The sequence below is a fragment of the Eubacterium sp. AF19-12LB genome, assembly GCF_003479125.1.
Classification (GTDB): Bacteria; Bacillota; Clostridia; order Lachnospirales; family Lachnospiraceae; genus Eubacterium_U; species Eubacterium_U album.
The window spans coordinates 1-16944 of record NZ_QUGP01000018.1 but is presented as its reverse complement, the minus strand read 5'-3'; the positions used below and the strand labels follow the sequence as shown (position 1 = coordinate 16944).

Sequence of the window (16944 nt, the reverse complement as noted above, 5' to 3'; positions counted from 1 at the left end):
CAGCGGATTTGAGGTGGTTATTCATGACGCAGTCATGTGTATAACAAACTTTTTTTATTCGGCTCATTGTGTATAACAAAAAAAGATAGAGCAAAACCGCATTTGCAAATTTTGCTCTATCTTTTTATTAAATATTAAATTCAATTAATTTTTAATTAAGCTTCTTTTCTCTTCTTTGAAAAGATAACAACTACTGAAGCTGCTGCAATTGCAACACCTGCGCAAGCGATAGGTGCGAAATCACCTGTTGCTACTGCAGAAGTATCTGTTGAATCTGTTACGCTTGTGCTTGCTGTATCTGTTGAAGCACTTGTTGTATCTGTGCTGTCTGCTGACGCATTATCATTTGATGCTGTATCTGTGCTTGCTGCCTTAGTTGCTGCAAGTGAGTAACCTGTACATTTAAGCTCTGTAGCGTATGTAGCATCACCATCATTTGGTTTTGTCTTTGAATACTGGTAAATAGCTCCCTTTGCTTGATCTGTTCCCTCAGCTCTGTCACCAAAATCACCACCGATACCAAAGTAAATTGAATCAGCATCTACTTTAGCCTTGAAAGTAACATCATACTTTGTTGTTTTTCCAGCCTTTAACTGAATCCAATCACCGTATGCAATATCATCCTTTGTTGCGATTTTGATAAATACCCATTTATCACACTTGCTTGATGTCATATTAAACTTAAGCTGATATTCATCGCCTTTTTTAATCTTAAGGTTCTGCTGGAATACCTGACCTCCCCAGCATCCGCCCCAACCGATAGCGTCCATGTTAGCTGTCCAGCTTGTATCTGTTGAGCTCTTTAATTCACCATATGCTCCTTCATACCATCCTTCGTTCTGTCCGAAATAGCTTCCCCAGCTAGCGGCAAAACACGATGTTGTCATAGCAACTGTAAGTGCCATTGCTGCTACAGCTGCTGCAAATTTCTTTACTAACTTCATTTTAATCTCCTCCTATTTCATAGTGCGAAATGACTATTTCGCAAGTTAACCATAGTATATCACGCGCAATTTTAATATTCAATAAATAAAACCGTTTTTATGGGTGTTTTATACATATTCGCCAACTTTTCTGTCTTTACAATGTATATTATTACTAATAAATTTGTTATTTTAATACATTTTTCTCTTATTTATTCTTATTTATATTTAAATTGCATATTTTCCAACGCTTTTTTTGTAAATCAATCTTTTTTCTTTTCTTATTTTAATATTGTCTTTTCTATCTTATTAGTATATTTGTGTAAACCTAAAATCCACTTCATCTGTTAAAAGTGGCTTTCAGTTTTTCACTTCACGTAATATATTCGTTTTATTATCAAATATAGTGTATATTGATTTTTTCATTCTTTCCACTTACAATAATAAAAGGCATTTTTTTAATTGTAATATTCCAACTAAATATATTTGCGACTACAATTATACGAATGCAATAATGATATAAGGAGAATACTAAATAATATGATGCGACTTATTATTTTAGCCATCTTTTTGGTAATTTATTTAATCGTTTCTCTGCCATTTATGTTGGTTGAATTAATCATTCAGCAGTTTAACATGAATCTTAGAAGCGTAATTTGTTTAAAATGGGTACAATTTGGATTTTGGATTGTAATGAAAATTAGCGGTGTTAAAACCGAAGTTAAAGGATTAGAAAACATTCCCGATGATACTTCTGTTTTATTTGCATCAAACCACAAAAGTTACTTTGACATTGTTACTACATATCAATATATGAAACGCCCTACAGGTTACATTGCTAAAGCTGAAATGAAAAAAATTCCATTATTAAGTTGGATTATGTACTTTGTTAACTGTCTTTTTCTTGACAGAGAAAATCCACGTAAAGGCTTAAAGACAATTCAAAAAGGTACTGACTATTTACAAAACGGTGTTTCAATGTTCATCTGTCCTGAAGGAACACGTTCAAAAACTAACGAAATGCTTCCTTTTAAAGAGGGTAGTTTAAAAATGGCCATTAAAGCTAAAAAACCTATCGTTCCTGTTGGAATTATTAATTCAGCGGCAATTTTTGAAGAACATTTTCCAAAAATAAAACCGGGAACTGTAAAAATCATTTTCGGAAAGCCAATTGAAACAAAGGATTTAAGCAGACCTGAACAACGTGAACTTACTTCACATGTTCAGGAATGTGTAGCTAAACTTCTTGATGAAAATAAATAGATTCTTTAATTTACAACATATTTTTATATTATGTTGTAAATTTTTGTTTTAAATGCTAAAATATTGAAAGAATTTTATATAGGAGGTAAGTAATGAAGGCACTTACAATAACACTTATCGTAATAATTGCCGTTTTACTTGTTGCTTTCGTTGTTTTATATTTCTTAGGAAGAAAAGCGGAAAAGAAGCAGGCTGAACAGCAGAAAACTTTAGAAGCAAATGCTCAGACAGTTAATTTATTAGTAATCGATAAAAAGAAACTGAAATTAAAGGAAGCCGGACTTCCAAGTATCGTTGTTGAACAGACACCTAAATACATGAGAAGAGCTAAACTTCCAATCGTAAAAGTAAAAGCCGGTCCTAAGGTTATGAACCTTATTTGCGACGGAAAGATTTTTGACCAGATTCTTCCTAAGCAGGAAATCAAAGCTACTGTAAGCGGAATTTACATCACTAACTTTAAGAGAATCCGTGGTCCTGTATATGAACCACCTAAGAAAAAAGGTCTCTTTGGTAAGAAAAAGAAATAACAACTATAATAAAAAACAGATTATGATGTCATAATACAGTTTGCATAAAGCAACATTTAATCATTTGCTTTTGTAACTTGTGACAACATAATCTGTTTTTTATTCGTTTTTCAAGGATAGACGAAACCTAGCACTTTTCTCGATTTTTAAATCATGAGTAAAATCTAGCACTTTTCTATATTAGTTTCTAAATTTTTATTTTACTTTATTTTCAACTTTAATAACTATATTATTTGTTGAAACACTGCTTCCATTAATAAACAATTCATATTTAACTGTTGCTTCAATAACTTCATCTGATTCATCAAGCATCACAGCATCTGTTTTTGTTTCCATAAGGAATTCACCAAACATCGTACTGTAAATTGATTGATAAGACTTTTCTTCCTGAAAGCATAATTTTGAACTAATGCCTCCTCGTTTTGTAACTTCTACATATTCCGAAGTTATCTTTATCATATTTTTAATTGTCTTACCACTTTCTTCATCAATTTCATCATAAAGCAAATAATGTTTTCCATTTTTAAGATAATACTTTCCAGGTGTAATAACCTCTACATCTTCGTCGGTGTCTTCGGTAACTCTTAATCCTTTTATTGAAATAATTACTTCTTCATTCATAGTTTTTATTTATCTCTTTCTATTTTTTGTTCTTTATTTATCAAATATGTATATTTTTTTCTTTTTTGGGAACTCTCTATATAAATAATATTGTTGCAATAAATTATATTGCGGATTAATATATATCGTTTATTCTAACAGTCCGCAACCCCACTTAGATTTAAATTATTTTACACATAATTATTTTTTACTTTGCACATAGTTATTTATTTTTTATTTGGCACATAATTATTTATTTTTTTACTTTGCACATAGTTATATATTTTTTTATAGAGGAGTATTTACATGTTACATATAAATAAATTTTTTGTTTCTGTTATATTTGTTGTTTCTTTTTTTGCTCTTGCAATTATGCATAATTCAAAATCATCTAAGGTGCAAAATGACCTTAGCAATTGTGTTATCCGTTTCCATGTTAAGGCAAATAGCGATACCATTCCAGACCAAAATTTAAAATTGAAAGTCAAAGACAATGTTGTTGGCTATATGAATCAGCATTCTTCTGAATTCACTTCTTTAGAAGATGCCAAACAATTCATTGCCTCTCACGATAAAGATTTAAAGAAAATAGCTAACACTGTCATAAAAAATAATGGCTATGATTACGCTATATCTTCCTCATTTGGCTTAGATGATTTCCCGGTTAAAAAATACGGTGATATGTCATTTCCTTCCGGCACTTATCTTTCTTATACAATGTATATAGGAAGTGGAGAAGGTCATAACTGGTGGTGCGTTCTTTATCCACCTTTATGCTTTGTTGATGCATCTTCCGGTATTCTTCCCGAATCATCAAAAGAAATTATCAAAGAAAATATCTCCGAGGAAGATTATAGTTATATTTCAGAAGACAACACTGTTTTCCGCTTCAAATATTTAACGTTTTTAAATAAATTATTTAAATAAATTCCGTAAGATAAAGCTTAAATAAATTTTGTAAGATAAAGCTGACTCACAAACTCTTTTCCTGATAATGCATCCATTGATTGTTTAGCTTTCTCTTCATCATCATATATACCAAAGACTGTAGGTCCACTTCCACTCATTAACGCATTGACCGCTCCATTTGATTTCAAAATATCCTTAACCTTCTGAATAATTGGATATTCAGGAATTGTTACATCTTCCATTACATTTGCAATCTTTTCACACATTCCGTATAAATCACCTGCTTTTATAGATTCGATTATTCCATCTATGTCAGGATGATTTTCTATCTGCGCCGGGCGTATATGGCTGTAAACAAATTTTGTTGAAACAAATGCGTCCGGCTTTGCAATTATCACATAACACTTTGGCGGTGTAGGTAAATCTGTCAATATTTCACCTATGCCCTGCGCTCTTTTTGTTCCACCTACTATGCAATAAGGCACATCCGCTCCAAGCTTTACACCGTATTCCTGTAACTGTTCATCTGTAAGCCCTAATTGAAATAACTTATTTACACCTCTTAATACAGCTGCACAATCAGCACTTCCTCCTGCCATTCCTCCTGCTATAGGTATTCTCTTATTTATATGAATTTTAACTTTTGATTTTATATCATAAGCTTCCATTAATACTTTTGCAGCCATAAAAGCTAGGTTTCCTTTATCATTTGGCAAAATATCTGCATCAGTGCTTACTTCTATTTCATAAGTTTGCGTGCCATCTTCCCTTGATATTATTACATCATCATACACACCTACTGTCTGCATAATCATATCCAAATCATGGTAACCATCTTCTCTTTTTCTTATAACGTCAAGTCCTATGTTTATTTTTCCATAAGCTTTTAATTCAATTTTATCCATATTCTGTACTTAACCTTTCAAACAATCAAATACGCTTCTACTTACGCCATATCAGTATACTAATTTCTTTTACTCATTACAAGTTTACTTAGGCAAAAGTATTCTCCATATATTCATTAAAGATTTTTGTAAACAAAAGTATCCTACTTTTACTCATTACAGGTTTTCGTAAGCAAAAGTCTTTCTCCCTCTTTTATTCTGGAGTTTTCCAACTTGTTTACATTAATTATCTGTGTCATTGTTGTAAAATTAGATTTTGCAATATTCCACAGAGTATCATTTCTCTGAACTATATAACCAACTAAATCCGGAACTTCATTTAACATTTCACTATCATACTCTTTTACTTCAACTTCATTTATAACCTGCATATCACATTTTTTGAACACGATAGCTTCAAGTGCAACTACGGCTTTAACTTCAATTTCACTGCTGTTTACCATATTTGTATTTACCTGTTCTACGCGCCATTTAACATAGTATGAATCATCTTTACTTATGCCGTCTGCATCAATTCTGTGTTCAAATTCCCAGCTGTCTTCTTTTGCACAAACAGGTCTCTTGTCATCTGAAGAAATGTACATTATACATGCTTTCATTTTTCCTTTAGCCACGATTCCGTTATCAACAATTTCAATATTGTCTATTTTCAAATCTGCTGTACTGCTGCAAATCTGCAAAGCATTTCCTTTAGACTGATCAAGTTCAATTTTTTTTACTGTTTTTGTTCTGGATGCATTCTTCACAAGCAATTTTTTATAGCATACGTCTTTTAATTTTGTCTGTACATTTTTAGTTGGTGAATATATATCCATTAAAATTTCAGTTTTATTTTCCTTATAAAGTTTTATCTCTAATTGCAAAACTGCGTCTATCGAAAGTTCCCTATTTTCTCCCTCTTCATTTTCATTTAAATGTATTTTTCCATCCTGTAGCGTCACATTTATAAATGAAATTAAATCTTCTGTAGCTTCACTCATTTCCAAATTATCCTTAAAATCTACGGTTGTTTCTATCCACTGATTAGGCATATCTGCTTCCTCCGGCAAATACATAATAAACACATACATTTCACCGGATACATTTATCATTCCATCATTTACTCTTGATGTCACATTTTTAAGTTTCAACTCTTTCCATACTATTCTATCTGCTGCCGGCTTAACTCCCGGTATATACACGCTTTCTTTTATGCGTATGTTTTCAGTTTGTTCAGCAACTACGGACATTGTTTCTACCGTATCATTTAATACTTCCATCCCTCTACTGTTTTCCATCTTATCCGGAAATTCTATGCTTTCAAGCCCTTCTGACACAGCTGAAATCAAAATTTCTGCCCTTAATGCAAATTTTCTAGAGTTATATAGTTTCACATTTGAACTATCAACTTCCATTTTCACATCAACAATACTATTTTCATCTGTGTTTCCAATTCTTAATGTTTCCTCAAATGGAATTTCTCCCTCTATTCCATACACCATATCTGAATCATTTGTATAATACAAAATATTGTAATTTATGTATCCATTTAATATGACCTGGTCAGTTTCGGGTGTAACTTTATCCAATTGAATTTCTGTTTTTTCCCTTACAATATTGTAAATTTCCGGAAAAACCTCTGATACATTCACTTCTTCATTTACATACATTTTGTTAGCAGCCTGCCCTGCCTTATTTCTCAAATATACATTATTTTTAACTAATTCCATATGCCCTCCCATTATTTTTATTCTGCGAATATTATATTTTTATTCGTGGATTCTATTTTTATTACTATGTACGGAAATGTTTCTGATTGTATATTTGAATATTCTTTAGGACCTTTAAATTTAGTTTGTACATATATTGAATTTGTTGTTTCATATAGTTCCTTTAAAATAATTGAGTAACCCTGATAATCCTGCTTTCCATATCCTATAAGAATATATGTGTATTCAGGATCAGTATAGGCCAATTTAAATTCCGAGCCTTTCTTTTCATCTATTACTTTCTTTACTTCCTGTGGTATTTCATTTTCAGGAACAATTGTGTATTCAACATCCTTCGTTTTTTTGCTGCTTATTTTTTCTATTTTACAGGAGCATAAGCAAATGCCCACCAAAATAACAGTAAATGCTAAAACCATTCTACATTTTGCCATAAAAAAAGCACCACAATAATTCTTATTAAGAATATATTATAGTGCTTTTATTTTTATAACATAAATTAGTCTTTACAAATAAATATTAGTTATATTTACGGCTTAAAGCATTGAGTTAACCATATCGAGTAAATATTTGCCTAGCTTATCAAGTTTCTCCTGTGCATCTTCAAAACTTGTACCCTTTACACCGTAATAGAATTTCAACTTAGGTTCTGTTCCTGATGGACGGATACATACCCATACATCATCTTCTAAATCATAGTAAAGTACGTTTGACTTAGGTAAACCTGTCTTAGTTGTTTTTCCTGTTACCATATCTTTAATTACATCTTCTCTGTAATCTCTTGCTGAAAGAATCTTAAGTCCGTCAAATTCTGTTGGAACGTCTTTTCTTAATTTTTCAAGAGTATTCTGAATCTTTTCAATTCCTTCTTTACCCTTTAATGTTAATGACTGTACTCCATCCATGCAATATCCATATCTTTCGTACATTTCAATCATCTTATCCCATAATGACATTCCTTTTGACTTATAATAAGCTGCTGCTTCGCAAAGTGCCATTGATGCAACTACTGCGTCTTTATCTCTTGCATGAGTTCCGATTAAGCAACCATAGCTTTCTTCAAATCCAAAACAGTAATGTCCTTTTCCTGTTGTTTCAAATTTAAGAATCTGTTCTCCGATGTACTTAAATCCTGTAAGTACTTCGATAAGATTTACTCCATAATATTTTGCAATTCCATTTGCAAGATTTGTTGTAACAATAGTCTTAATTAAAGCTCCATCTTCAGGTAATGTTCCATTTTCCTTCATCTGGCTAAGTTCATATTCTGCTAATAAGCATCCTGACATATTTCCTGTAAGTACATGATATTCTCCTGGTTTATCACCTTTTACATATACTCCAAGTCTGTCTGCATCAGGGTCTGTAGCTAAAAGTAAATCTGCTCCTACTTCATCACCGATTTTCTTTGCAAGCGCAAAGCATTCATCAGCTTCAGGGTTAGGGTAACTTACTGTTGGGAAATTACCATCAGGTAATTCCTGTTCTTTTACTACGTATACATTTTCAAATCCTAATTCTTTTAACACACGTCTTACCGGAATATTTCCTGTTCCGTGGAGTGGTGTATAAACAATCTTGATATCTTTTTGCATTTCATCTATGCATTTCTGATTCTTTACCTGTTTCTTTAATTCTGCAATGTAAGGATCATCTACATTTGCACCAATCTGTATGTATAAACCATCAGCAATTGCCTTTTCTTTATCCATTGTCTTACATGCTGAATAATCCGCAACTGCCTTAACCTCACTCATAATTCCTGTGTCATGAGGTGGTGTAATCTGTGCTCCATCTTCCCAGTAAACTTTATATCCGTTATATTCTGCCGGATTATGGCTTGCTGTCACATTAATACCTGCTGTACATCCTAAATATCTAACTGCAAATGATAATTCAGGTGTTGGTCTGAGACTTTCAAAAACGTAAGCCTTGATTCCATTTGCACAAAGACATAAAGCTGCCTCATCTGCAAATTCAGGTGACATATTTCTTGAATCATAAGCAATTGCAACTCCCTTGCTTCCCTGTCCCATCTTATTGATGTAATTTGCAAGTCCCTGAGTTGCCTTTCTGACAACATAAATATTCATTCGGTTTGTGCCGGCTCCAATAACTCCCCTAAGCCCTGCAGTACCAAATTCTAAATCCATATAAAATCTGTCTTCAATTTCCTTTTCGTCATCTTTAATAGCCTGAAGTTCTGCCTTCGTAGCTTCATCAAAATATGGATTATTAAGCCATTCGTTATATATATCTTTATAGCTCATGATTTCTCCTCCTACTTCCTCAATCTCTTCCTACAAAGTTCGAACTTATTATAATACAAAGATACCATAAAATAAATAACAATTTAGATAAAAAAATATTTTTTATTCCCATTTTTTCTTAAGTTGTGCTATAAATTGCTGTCTTTTTTCCTCCTGAAATTGAAATTGTTTTAGTTTCTCCTGATTTTTATCTGAACTCCATGCTTTATTTGAATTAAAATAGTAATTTATAATTTTCCAAAACTTTTCCGGATACACAAAAAAACTCCATAATACACGAATTTTTTCTTTGGTCAGATTTACCTGCAAAGAATATGTATCCATGACTTCCCATGCAAGTTCTTCATCCCATTCATTTTTTTCCATTATCTTTCTTAAATATCCGTAAAAGTCATATAATTGCAATCCATATCCAAATTTTTTCATATTAATAACAATCGTTTTTCCATCTTCAAATAGAACGCTGTGATGATTAAACACTCCATGGCATACTGATTTATTAGCTATAGCCTCTTTATATAACTGCTCATATGAACTATTTTTCAGTTCCCATATTCCCTGCTCACCCTGCCTGTAATATTTGCCAATTTCCACCTGAAGGTCAAGCTCAAATTTAGACTTATTTTTCCTTTTATTAATATAATTTCTTACTTTTATTATTTCCCTATTATGTCTTTCATAGACGTTTATTATATTATCAATATTATGTAAACTATATTCATCATTCCATAAATCGTAGGTATTTTCGGTTATGCTATGGAACTTTCCTAAATTACTAACAGATTTCATTATATCTGTCTTTAGCGATATATCACACTCTCTGGCATTAAACCATTTTTTTAAGATATACGTATATCCGTCTATGCTGACCGACACATACTTGCCTTCCTTATTTGGAATAGGATAATCGCAGCACAACCCATTTTTCTCCAAATACGTACCTATCAAATTATGGGTTCCTCCCTTTTTTTCGCCATCATTATATTCCTGCAAAATATATATGTCTTTTTCCGTGACACACCCATAATTTCCCTTTGTTCTAAATATCTCCTTTAGATTAATTTCATACTGCTCTAATACAGTTAACGATTTTTCATTCATACAGCCACCTCTCAATACCATATTCTGTTTATCTGGGACTTTTTCTTTTTGTTTCAGATAGTTTCAGCTTTTTTATACTATGATATTTTTGGTTGCGATATTCCTAAGTATTAAATTCTTCAGAAGATATTTTAATTTTTTGTAGCAAATTTTTTCGTTGTCAAAACTTTATTCGCTCTATTTTTATACATTAAATTCTAAGACGGTTGCAATGCAAATCCAGAATATGAAGCTGGAAAATTTTTCTTTTTATGCATTAAATTTTAAAACTAATTCTCGTAATTTTTCATTTTCATTTAACTGAGGATTTTCTAATACCATGTCTAATAGTCTGTCAAATATATCTCCAATCTTTGGTCCCGGCTTTACACCCATTTCTATCATTTCTTTTCCGGTTATATTTAATTCTGCTGAACAGGTACACTGTTCTTCATCTACTATTTTGTTAAATGTTTCTACAACATATAAATAATCATCATAACCTTTTTCACGTCCATATTCGCTTTTTCCTGCAAAATCTGCATTTACAAGTTGTAAATACAATGGATATATGTCTTTTCCTATTTTATGCACACTTCTCCTTACCTTTTCTTCACTTCGTCCATGCTCCACAGGGCGATCATCGTGGCAGGCAACAAGTCTTTTTACCAGTCCAATCGTCTTGTTATCCATTTTCAATCTACGCATTATTTTATTTGCCTTTTCCACGCCTGCTATAGCATGTCCTTTAAAATGGCTTCTCGTATCAAATGTATGTACATCCGGTTTCGCAACATCATGAAGCAATGCTGCAAATCTCATAACTCTTGTTTTTTCAACATTTTCCATTACTTTGATTGTATGTTCTCCAACATTGTACATATGATATGGAGTATCCTGTTTGCATTCCATCATTGCATCAAACTCAGGCAATACGACCTTTGTAATTCCTAAATTATATGCTTCAATTAATTTGTCAGGATTATCTGAAAGAATAAGTTTTTCTAATTCAGCACAAATTCTCTCTGCACTTATTTTTTCAAGAGTCGGTGCAAGTTTTTTTATTGCTTTCTCAGTTTTCTCCTCAATCTCAAATCCAAGCTGTGCTGAAAATCTTACTGCTCTAAGCATTCTTAAAGCATCTTCCGTAAATCTTTCTTCAGGATCATTTACACATTTAATAACCTTTCGTTGCAAATCACCTATTCCGTCAAATGCATCCACAACTCCGTATTTTGAATTATACGCCATGGCATTTATTGTGAAATCTCTTCGTTTTAAATCCTCAATCAGATTTGTTGTAAATTCAACTGACTCCGGATGTCTGCTATCCTTATATTCCCCATCAATTCTGTATGTGGTAACCTCATAGCCTATATGTTTTAACATTACAGTTACCGTGCCATGCTGTAATCCCGTATCGAGAGTTCTTCTAAAAATTTCTTTTACTTTCTGTGGAAGCGCTGACGTTGTTATATCCCAATCTTTTGGTTCTCTCCCAAGTATTGTATCTCTTACACATCCGCCTACCGCAAATGCTTCATATCCGTTTTCTTCCAATTTTTTTATTATAAAATCCACATCTTTTGGAATATTCATTTTTATATCGTTATTACATTTATATTTCATTTATACACCTTCATTCTGTCATTTGTTGTATTATCATATAAGCTATCGGTCCTAAAAATACTCCCAATAGTCCAAATATTTCATATCCAATATATATACATACAAGGCTGGTAAGAGGTCCTATTCCTGCATTATCACCTATAAGCTTAGGCTCTAAAATTTCTCTTACAAAATAGCATATTATATAAATAACAGCTATTACAAGCCCTTTTCTTACATTTCCAATTATAAAATAACCAACTGCCCACGGTATCATTATAATTCCAAGCCCAATCAAAGGAAGTGCATCTAACAGTCCCACTACAATTCCAAGTATTAAAAAATATGGATTTTTAATCAGTGCAAATCCAATACTGCACAATGTACTTGTTATAAGCATGATAACTAACTGTGCTTTTATATATGCCCTGAATATTATAGACATTTTACTTTTTATTTTGCTAAGCTCATTATAGAAAAATAGCCCTTTTATTTTTTCTTTTATATCGCTTTTTTCCACTACATAAAAATATGCCGCCATTACTGCAACTATAATCGCTGCTATAATTTCCACTGATACAATCACAACGGATTTAGAGTTTGACATTATTTTAACAAACACATTTTTCTTTGCTACTTTTGATACTTCATCCATTCCATCGCACATTGTCTGATACAAAAGTCCGTTATTTATCCTTAATCGCTTTTCTGTGTTACAGCAAATTTCTTTTATACCACAGTCTAAATCATTTTGAAATTTAGGCCAGCTTACGACCAAATTTTGTACCTGTCCTAATAACTTGTTTATAATTAACGCTAGCAGTACAAAAATTAAAATTACTATTACTACAAGTGAAAATATTGCCGCTACCTTATAATGGAACTGCAATTTTCTATTCAAAAAATCTGATAGTCTGCACACTAACTCTCCTAAAAAATATGCTAACACAAAAGGCCAGAACAGCGGCAGCAAATATTTTATCACCAGTATAACGCCTAATGAAACCGCAAATAATTTTATGCATTTTCTTATATTTTCATTTTGTAGCAACTCTTTCATACAAAACCTCACATATTCATACTATTTTCAGTATGAACATTTATGAGCTTTTTAAACTATTACGTATCTTTTTCTGCTGTAAATTTTAAGGCCTGTTCTATTATTTTAAGAGCTTCAACCATTTTACTTTCTTCTACTTCTGAATAGTTAATTATAAATTTATGGCTGAATTCTTTTCTAAATTTTTCATTAATAACTTCATCATCATATTGATAACAATAATCTGTCAGGCACGAAATGTTAATAAGTTTATCTTTTAAATACTTTTTAAAGTTTTCATCATCAATATTCTTTTTTATTCTCAAGATAAAATGAAGTCCTGAGTTTTCTTCTTCAATGGAAATCTGTGGATATATCGAAGAATTTCTTATTGCCGTAATAATTTTATTTCTGCTGTCTTTATAATAATTTCTCATTCGGTTAATATGTCTCTCATAGTAACCACCTTTTATAAATTCTGCCAGAGTATATTGTTCAAAGCTTGAAACCGTACTCGAATAAAAATCTAATTTTTTTGTATATTTATCCATTAATTCAAATGGCAACACCATATATGCGATTCTAATTGATGGTGCAAGTGTCTTTGAAAAAGTATTCATATAAATTACTTTTTGATTTTTATCTATACTTGCCATTGTAGGTATTGGTTTTCCTGAAAATCGAAACTCACTGTCATAATCATCTTCTATAATATATCTTTCTCCCATATTTGCCCACTCTAAAAGCTGATGTCTTCTTGCCGCAGGCATTACCTTTCCTGTAGGGAAATGATGGTTTGGTGAAATATGAACTATATTTGCATCGCTTTTTTCTAATTCATCTATACTTATTCCCTGATTATCCATAGGCAAATGTATAGTTCTTACACCATTGCTTTCATATACCATGCTTATCTTTCGATATCCGGGATTTTCAGTGGCAATTACTGAATCTCTTCCTAAAAGCTGAACTATAAGTCCATACAAATATTCTGTTCCGGCACCAACAATTATCTGATCCGCCAATACAGTCAGTCCTCTGAACTCACGTAAATGCTTTGCTATCGCACTTCTTAATTCCCATATTCCATTCCTTGATGGTGTCATAAGAAATGAGTTTTCCTCATCTAAAAGTTTCTGCCTCATTATTTTTGACCATGTAGCAAACGGAAAACTGTCATACCTTACATGATTTGAATTAAAATCAACTATCCACTTTACTTTCTCGGGCTTATTAATTTTGTATTCACTAACATTTTCTGTTACTTCCTGATTTTCAGATATCTGATTTGTAATCTCATTTGCAAAATATCCTTTTTTCTCAACTGCGCGAATATACCCTTCTACTAAAAGCTGTGCATAGGCATTTTCTACGGTTATTACGCTTATATCATGATTTTTTGCCATATTTCTTTTTGAAGGTAGCTTCTCATCTGTTTTTATTTTTCCCGATACTATGTCATCCTTTATACATTTGTACAAATATTCGTACAATGTGAGCGTTCCTCTTTCATTTAAATTATATGTCAGCATCTTTTCCCCTATCTGGTGTTTTAAATAATACAAATTTAGGTCTTTTCAATAATACCATAAGTGGATTATAATGTAGAAAATTGCTTTTGTAAACGGAGGAAAATATTCTATGAAAAGAATTATGACTATACAGGATATCTCTTGCATTGGAAAATGCTCTCTGACTGTTGCCTTACCCATAATTTCTGCTATGGGCGTGGAAACTGCCATTGTTCCTACTGCGGTCTTATCCACGCATACTAATTTTTCAAATTTCACATTTAGGGATTTGACTGAAGATATGCCTTCGATTAAAGATGTATGGGTTAAAGAAGGTTTTAAATTTGATGCCATTTACACAGGATATATCGGAACGCTTGAACAAATTGACATTGTTTCTGATTATTTTAAAACATTTAATAATCCGCATGGTTATATCATTGTAGACCCGGCAATGGCTGATAATGGGAAGTTATACACAGGCTTTGACATGGCATTTGCTAAAAAAATGACTACTCTTTGCTCTGATGCAGATATTATTCTTCCGAATATATCAGAAGCCGCATTTATTACTAACACTCCATATCCCGGGGAAGACGCCTCTGTAGATGAAATTAAAGCTATGTTACTTAAACTTGCTAATCTAGGTCCGAAAATTGCAGTTATAACAGGTGTACATATTGAACCTAATCGTTTCGGATATATTGGATACAATACTGAAAGTCAAACTTTTTTCAGTTATTCTACCAAGGAAATTGCGATTAAATCCCATGGGACCGGAGATGTTTTTGCTAGCACAGTTACCGGTGCATTGATGAATGATTTTTCTATTGAAGACTCATTAAAAATTGCCGCCGATTACACCTGTAAATGTATTGAAAACACTTATAACGATAAAAATGCTGTAACATACGGAGTTAATTTTGAAGCAGAAATTCCATACCTTTTAGAACTGATTGGGAAATCAGTTTCATAAACAAGTTCTTATAATATTACAGTACACAACAAAAACTCTCCTTTAAGCATAGGATTAATTTTCGCCTATTCGCTTTTAAAAGAGAGTTTTTTTATTCTTATAAGGAAATATATTTTTTACTGTCCACCATGGCTACAACCGCTACATCCGCTACAACCACTGCATCCGCTACAGGTTTTACCATTTTTCTTGTCTTTTCTCATCGACCATACTATAAGAGCTACTATTGCTATTAAAATAATAGCTACAACAATTGTTCCGATATTTTCTACTATAAACGGCATTCTAATCACTTCCTTTAAATAATACTAACGAAAAAGGCTTAATCGGGAAAATTAAGCCTTTCTCAGTTCTAATTATACATAATGGCTTGTTAGTTCTACCTAACTGTAAGTTAGTTTATACTAACTAGAGCCAAATGTCAATAGTTTTTAGTATTATTTTACAAGTTCTTCGATAATATCTACGCACTTATCAATTCCGAGTGTTCCTGTATTTAAAGAAATGTCGTAATTATCACATACGCCCCAATCCTGGTCTGTGTAATATTTGTAATTTATTTTACGCTTTTTATCTTTTTCTCTTAAACGTTTCTCAGGTGATTTATCTGTCTCACCATATTCCTTAACAATACGTTCTGCTTTAAATTTTTCATCTGCATGAATAAATACGTTGAAGCAATCATCTCTGTCCCTCAAAATAAAGTCAGCACATCTTCCGACAATAACACAAGGTCCTTTTTCTGCCAAGTCCAAAATTATCTTTCTCTGTGCATTCCATACATAATCATTTATAGATATTCCGTTCACATCTCTTCCTACAAATGCATATGAGAAAATACTTTTAGTTGGTGAGTGTTCACCCTGCTCCTTAATAAAATCCTGAGAAAATCCTGTTTCTTCATGTACTTTTTCAATTATTTCCCCATCATAAAAAGGAATATTAAGTCTCTCTGCAAGTTTTCTTCCAACTGTTCTTCCGCCGCTACCAAATTCTCTACTAATTGTAATAATATTCTTTTTCATAAGCCACGTCCTCCTCGTTCATTTGATATATAAATTATATCACAATTTCGCATTTTTTGTGCAATTAATCATTACAAAATCATGCAAAAAACTGAAACTATACCGCTTGATTTTTGTATTTTTGTTATGCACACGGCTTCGCCTTGTATAACACTTCGAATCCGCTTCGCTTCTTCTCAGTGATTATACATTCGCCAAATTTTTTCAGTTTTTTTTGCCAGCAAAAAACTGAAACTATACCGCTTGATTTTTGTATTTTTGTTATGCACACGGCTTCGCCTTGTATAACACTTCGAATCCGCTTCGCTTCTTCTCAGTGATTATACATTCGCCAAATTTTTTCAGTTTTTTTTGCCAGCAAAAAACTGAAAAAACTTGGCTCATTGTGCATAACAAAAGAGCGACAACCGTAAATTTTAAAATTTACAATCATCGCTCAGTTACATATATCATGGAGTCATTGCGACTCTGTCAGGGGACAGCTGTCTGCCCCGAGCAAATTCTATGTAATTATATAATCTCAATTCAGTCCGACATTCTAAATCAATCTTAGTTATTGATTAACTTGTCTTCTTCATTATTCCAGCTGTAAAGTTTTC

The 16944-nt window shown here is 32.2% G+C and carries 16 protein-coding genes; 4 read left to right on the top strand and 12 right to left on the bottom strand.

Features of this window, described 5'->3' with window-relative positions; genetic code table 11:
* Positions 1 to 155: 155 nt before the first annotated feature.
* Positions 156 to 944 carry a hypothetical protein gene (locus DWX29_RS11980; protein ID WP_022088807.1) on the bottom strand — a complete coding sequence of 263 codons (789 nt, stop codon included), beginning with the start codon at positions 942 to 944 and terminating at the stop codon, positions 156 to 158.
* A gap of 519 nt (positions 945 to 1463) precedes the next feature.
* Here DWX29_RS11980 and DWX29_RS11975 point away from each other — a divergent pair.
* Together DWX29_RS11975 and DWX29_RS11970 are read left to right on the top strand one after the other, a co-directional pair.
* A complete protein-coding gene (locus DWX29_RS11975; protein ID WP_117910604.1) occupies positions 1464 to 2186 on the top strand; it encodes a lysophospholipid acyltransferase family protein in 723 nt (240 codons plus the stop codon).
* Positions 2187 to 2278: 92 nt separating this feature from the next.
* On the top strand, positions 2279 to 2716 hold the full coding sequence (locus tag DWX29_RS11970) for a hypothetical protein (RefSeq protein ID WP_022088805.1): 438 nt from the start codon (positions 2279 to 2281) through the stop codon (positions 2714 to 2716).
* Between the two features lie 195 nt (positions 2717 to 2911).
* On the opposite strand, the gene DWX29_RS11965 is transcribed toward DWX29_RS11970, so the two are convergent.
* On the bottom strand, positions 2912 to 3337 hold the full coding sequence (locus DWX29_RS11965) for a DUF1934 domain-containing protein (RefSeq protein ID WP_022088804.1): 426 nt from the start codon (positions 3335 to 3337) through the stop codon (positions 2912 to 2914).
* A gap of 285 nt (positions 3338 to 3622) precedes the next feature.
* Here DWX29_RS11965 and spoIIR point away from each other — a divergent pair, with 285 nt between their 5' ends.
* Positions 3623 to 4243, top strand: a complete 621-nt coding sequence (spoIIR, locus tag DWX29_RS11960) for a stage II sporulation protein R (RefSeq protein WP_022088803.1) — start codon at positions 3623 to 3625, stop codon at positions 4241 to 4243.
* 17 nt (positions 4244 to 4260) lie between these two features.
* Here spoIIR and ispE read toward each other — a convergent pair whose 3' ends face one another.
* The 8 genes from ispE to DWX29_RS11920 form a co-directional block, all read right to left on the bottom strand.
* Positions 4261 to 5130 (bottom strand): 4-(cytidine 5'-diphospho)-2-C-methyl-D-erythritol kinase, encoded by an 870-nt coding sequence (gene ispE / locus DWX29_RS11955; protein WP_022088802.1) that lies wholly within the window; start codon positions 5128 to 5130, stop codon positions 4261 to 4263.
* A 149-nt stretch (positions 5131 to 5279) separates the two neighbouring features.
* On the bottom strand, positions 5280 to 6839 hold the full coding sequence (locus DWX29_RS11950) for an SPOCS domain-containing protein (RefSeq protein ID WP_022088801.1): 1560 nt from the start codon (positions 6837 to 6839) through the stop codon (positions 5280 to 5282).
* A 17-nt stretch (positions 6840 to 6856) separates the two neighbouring features.
* A complete protein-coding gene (locus DWX29_RS11945; RefSeq protein WP_117910602.1) occupies positions 6857 to 7270 on the bottom strand; it encodes a protease complex subunit PrcB family protein in 414 nt (137 codons plus the stop codon).
* 102 nt (positions 7271 to 7372) lie between these two features.
* Positions 7373 to 9106, bottom strand: coding sequence for a phospho-sugar mutase (locus DWX29_RS11940; protein ID WP_022088799.1), 1734 nt, complete (start codon positions 9104 to 9106; stop codon positions 7373 to 7375).
* 102 nt (positions 9107 to 9208) lie between these two features.
* Positions 9209 to 10207, bottom strand: a complete 999-nt coding sequence (locus tag DWX29_RS11935) for a spore coat protein CotS family (RefSeq protein WP_022088798.1) — start codon at positions 10205 to 10207, stop codon at positions 9209 to 9211.
* A gap of 249 nt (positions 10208 to 10456) precedes the next feature.
* The gene (locus DWX29_RS11930; RefSeq protein WP_022088797.1) at positions 10457 to 11815 is read right to left on the bottom strand and encodes a CCA tRNA nucleotidyltransferase; all 1359 of its coding nucleotides are present in this window, start codon (positions 11813 to 11815) and stop codon (positions 10457 to 10459) included.
* 10 nt (positions 11816 to 11825) lie between these two features.
* A complete protein-coding gene (locus DWX29_RS11925; protein ID WP_022088796.1) occupies positions 11826 to 12854 on the bottom strand; it encodes an AI-2E family transporter in 1029 nt (342 codons plus the stop codon).
* 59 nt (positions 12855 to 12913) lie between these two features.
* Entirely contained in the window at positions 12914 to 14365 is a 1452-nt protein-coding gene (locus tag DWX29_RS11920; protein WP_118565931.1) for a PLP-dependent aminotransferase family protein, read from the bottom strand.
* Positions 14366 to 14474: 109 nt separating this feature from the next.
* Between DWX29_RS11920 and DWX29_RS11915 the strand changes: the two genes are divergently transcribed.
* Positions 14475 to 15320 carry a pyridoxamine kinase gene (locus DWX29_RS11915; protein WP_022088794.1) on the top strand — a complete coding sequence of 282 codons (846 nt, stop codon included), beginning with the start codon at positions 14475 to 14477 and terminating at the stop codon, positions 15318 to 15320.
* A 116-nt stretch (positions 15321 to 15436) separates the two neighbouring features.
* Here the strand turns inward: DWX29_RS11915 and DWX29_RS11910 are convergent, their stop codons facing one another.
* Both DWX29_RS11910 and DWX29_RS11905 read right to left on the bottom strand, forming a co-directional pair.
* Positions 15437 to 15604: a FeoB-associated Cys-rich membrane protein gene (locus tag DWX29_RS11910; RefSeq protein ID WP_022088793.1), complete on the bottom strand. Its 168-nt coding sequence runs from the start codon at positions 15602 to 15604 to the stop codon at positions 15437 to 15439.
* A 153-nt stretch (positions 15605 to 15757) separates the two neighbouring features.
* On the bottom strand, positions 15758 to 16345 hold the full coding sequence (locus tag DWX29_RS11905) for a cytidylate kinase-like family protein (protein WP_022088792.1): 588 nt from the start codon (positions 16343 to 16345) through the stop codon (positions 15758 to 15760).
* Positions 16346 to 16944: the final 599 nt, after the last annotated feature.

What these genes read in the sequence shown, in the direction of transcription:
- DWX29_RS11970 (WP_022088805.1), top strand. Translation starts at nt 2,279, where the DNA reads ATGAAGGCACTTACAATAACACTTATCGTAATAATTGCCGTTTTACTT.
- DWX29_RS11980 (WP_022088807.1), bottom strand. Translation starts at nt 944, where the DNA reads ATGAAGTTAGTAAAGAAATTTGCAGCAGCTGTAGCAGCAATGGCACTT.
- DWX29_RS11920 (WP_118565931.1), bottom strand. Translation starts at nt 14,365, where the DNA reads ATGCTGACATATAATTTAAATGAAAGAGGAACGCTCACATTGTACGAA.
- DWX29_RS11930 (WP_022088797.1), bottom strand. Translation starts at nt 11,815, where the DNA reads ATGAAATATAAATGTAATAACGATATAAAAATGAATATTCCAAAAGAT.
- ispE (WP_022088802.1), bottom strand. Translation starts at nt 5,130, where the DNA reads ATGGATAAAATTGAATTAAAAGCTTATGGAAAAATAAACATAGGACTT.
- DWX29_RS11965 (WP_022088804.1), bottom strand. Translation starts at nt 3,337, where the DNA reads ATGAATGAAGAAGTAATTATTTCAATAAAAGGATTAAGAGTTACCGAA.
- DWX29_RS11975 (WP_117910604.1), top strand. Translation starts at nt 1,464, where the DNA reads ATGATGCGACTTATTATTTTAGCCATCTTTTTGGTAATTTATTTAATC.
- spoIIR (WP_022088803.1), top strand. Translation starts at nt 3,623, where the DNA reads ATGTTACATATAAATAAATTTTTTGTTTCTGTTATATTTGTTGTTTCT.
- DWX29_RS11925 (WP_022088796.1), bottom strand. Translation starts at nt 12,854, where the DNA reads ATGAAAGAGTTGCTACAAAATGAAAATATAAGAAAATGCATAAAATTA.
- DWX29_RS11950 (WP_022088801.1), bottom strand. Translation starts at nt 6,839, where the DNA reads ATGGAATTAGTTAAAAATAATGTATATTTGAGAAATAAGGCAGGGCAG.
- DWX29_RS11910 (WP_022088793.1), bottom strand. Translation starts at nt 15,604, where the DNA reads ATGCCGTTTATAGTAGAAAATATCGGAACAATTGTTGTAGCTATTATT.
- DWX29_RS11945 (WP_117910602.1), bottom strand. Translation starts at nt 7,270, where the DNA reads ATGGCAAAATGTAGAATGGTTTTAGCATTTACTGTTATTTTGGTGGGC.
- DWX29_RS11915 (WP_022088794.1), top strand. Translation starts at nt 14,475, where the DNA reads ATGAAAAGAATTATGACTATACAGGATATCTCTTGCATTGGAAAATGC.
- DWX29_RS11935 (WP_022088798.1), bottom strand. Translation starts at nt 10,207, where the DNA reads ATGAATGAAAAATCGTTAACTGTATTAGAGCAGTATGAAATTAATCTA.
- DWX29_RS11940 (WP_022088799.1), bottom strand. Translation starts at nt 9,106, where the DNA reads ATGAGCTATAAAGATATATATAACGAATGGCTTAATAATCCATATTTT.
- DWX29_RS11905 (WP_022088792.1), bottom strand. Translation starts at nt 16,345, where the DNA reads ATGAAAAAGAATATTATTACAATTAGTAGAGAATTTGGTAGCGGCGGA.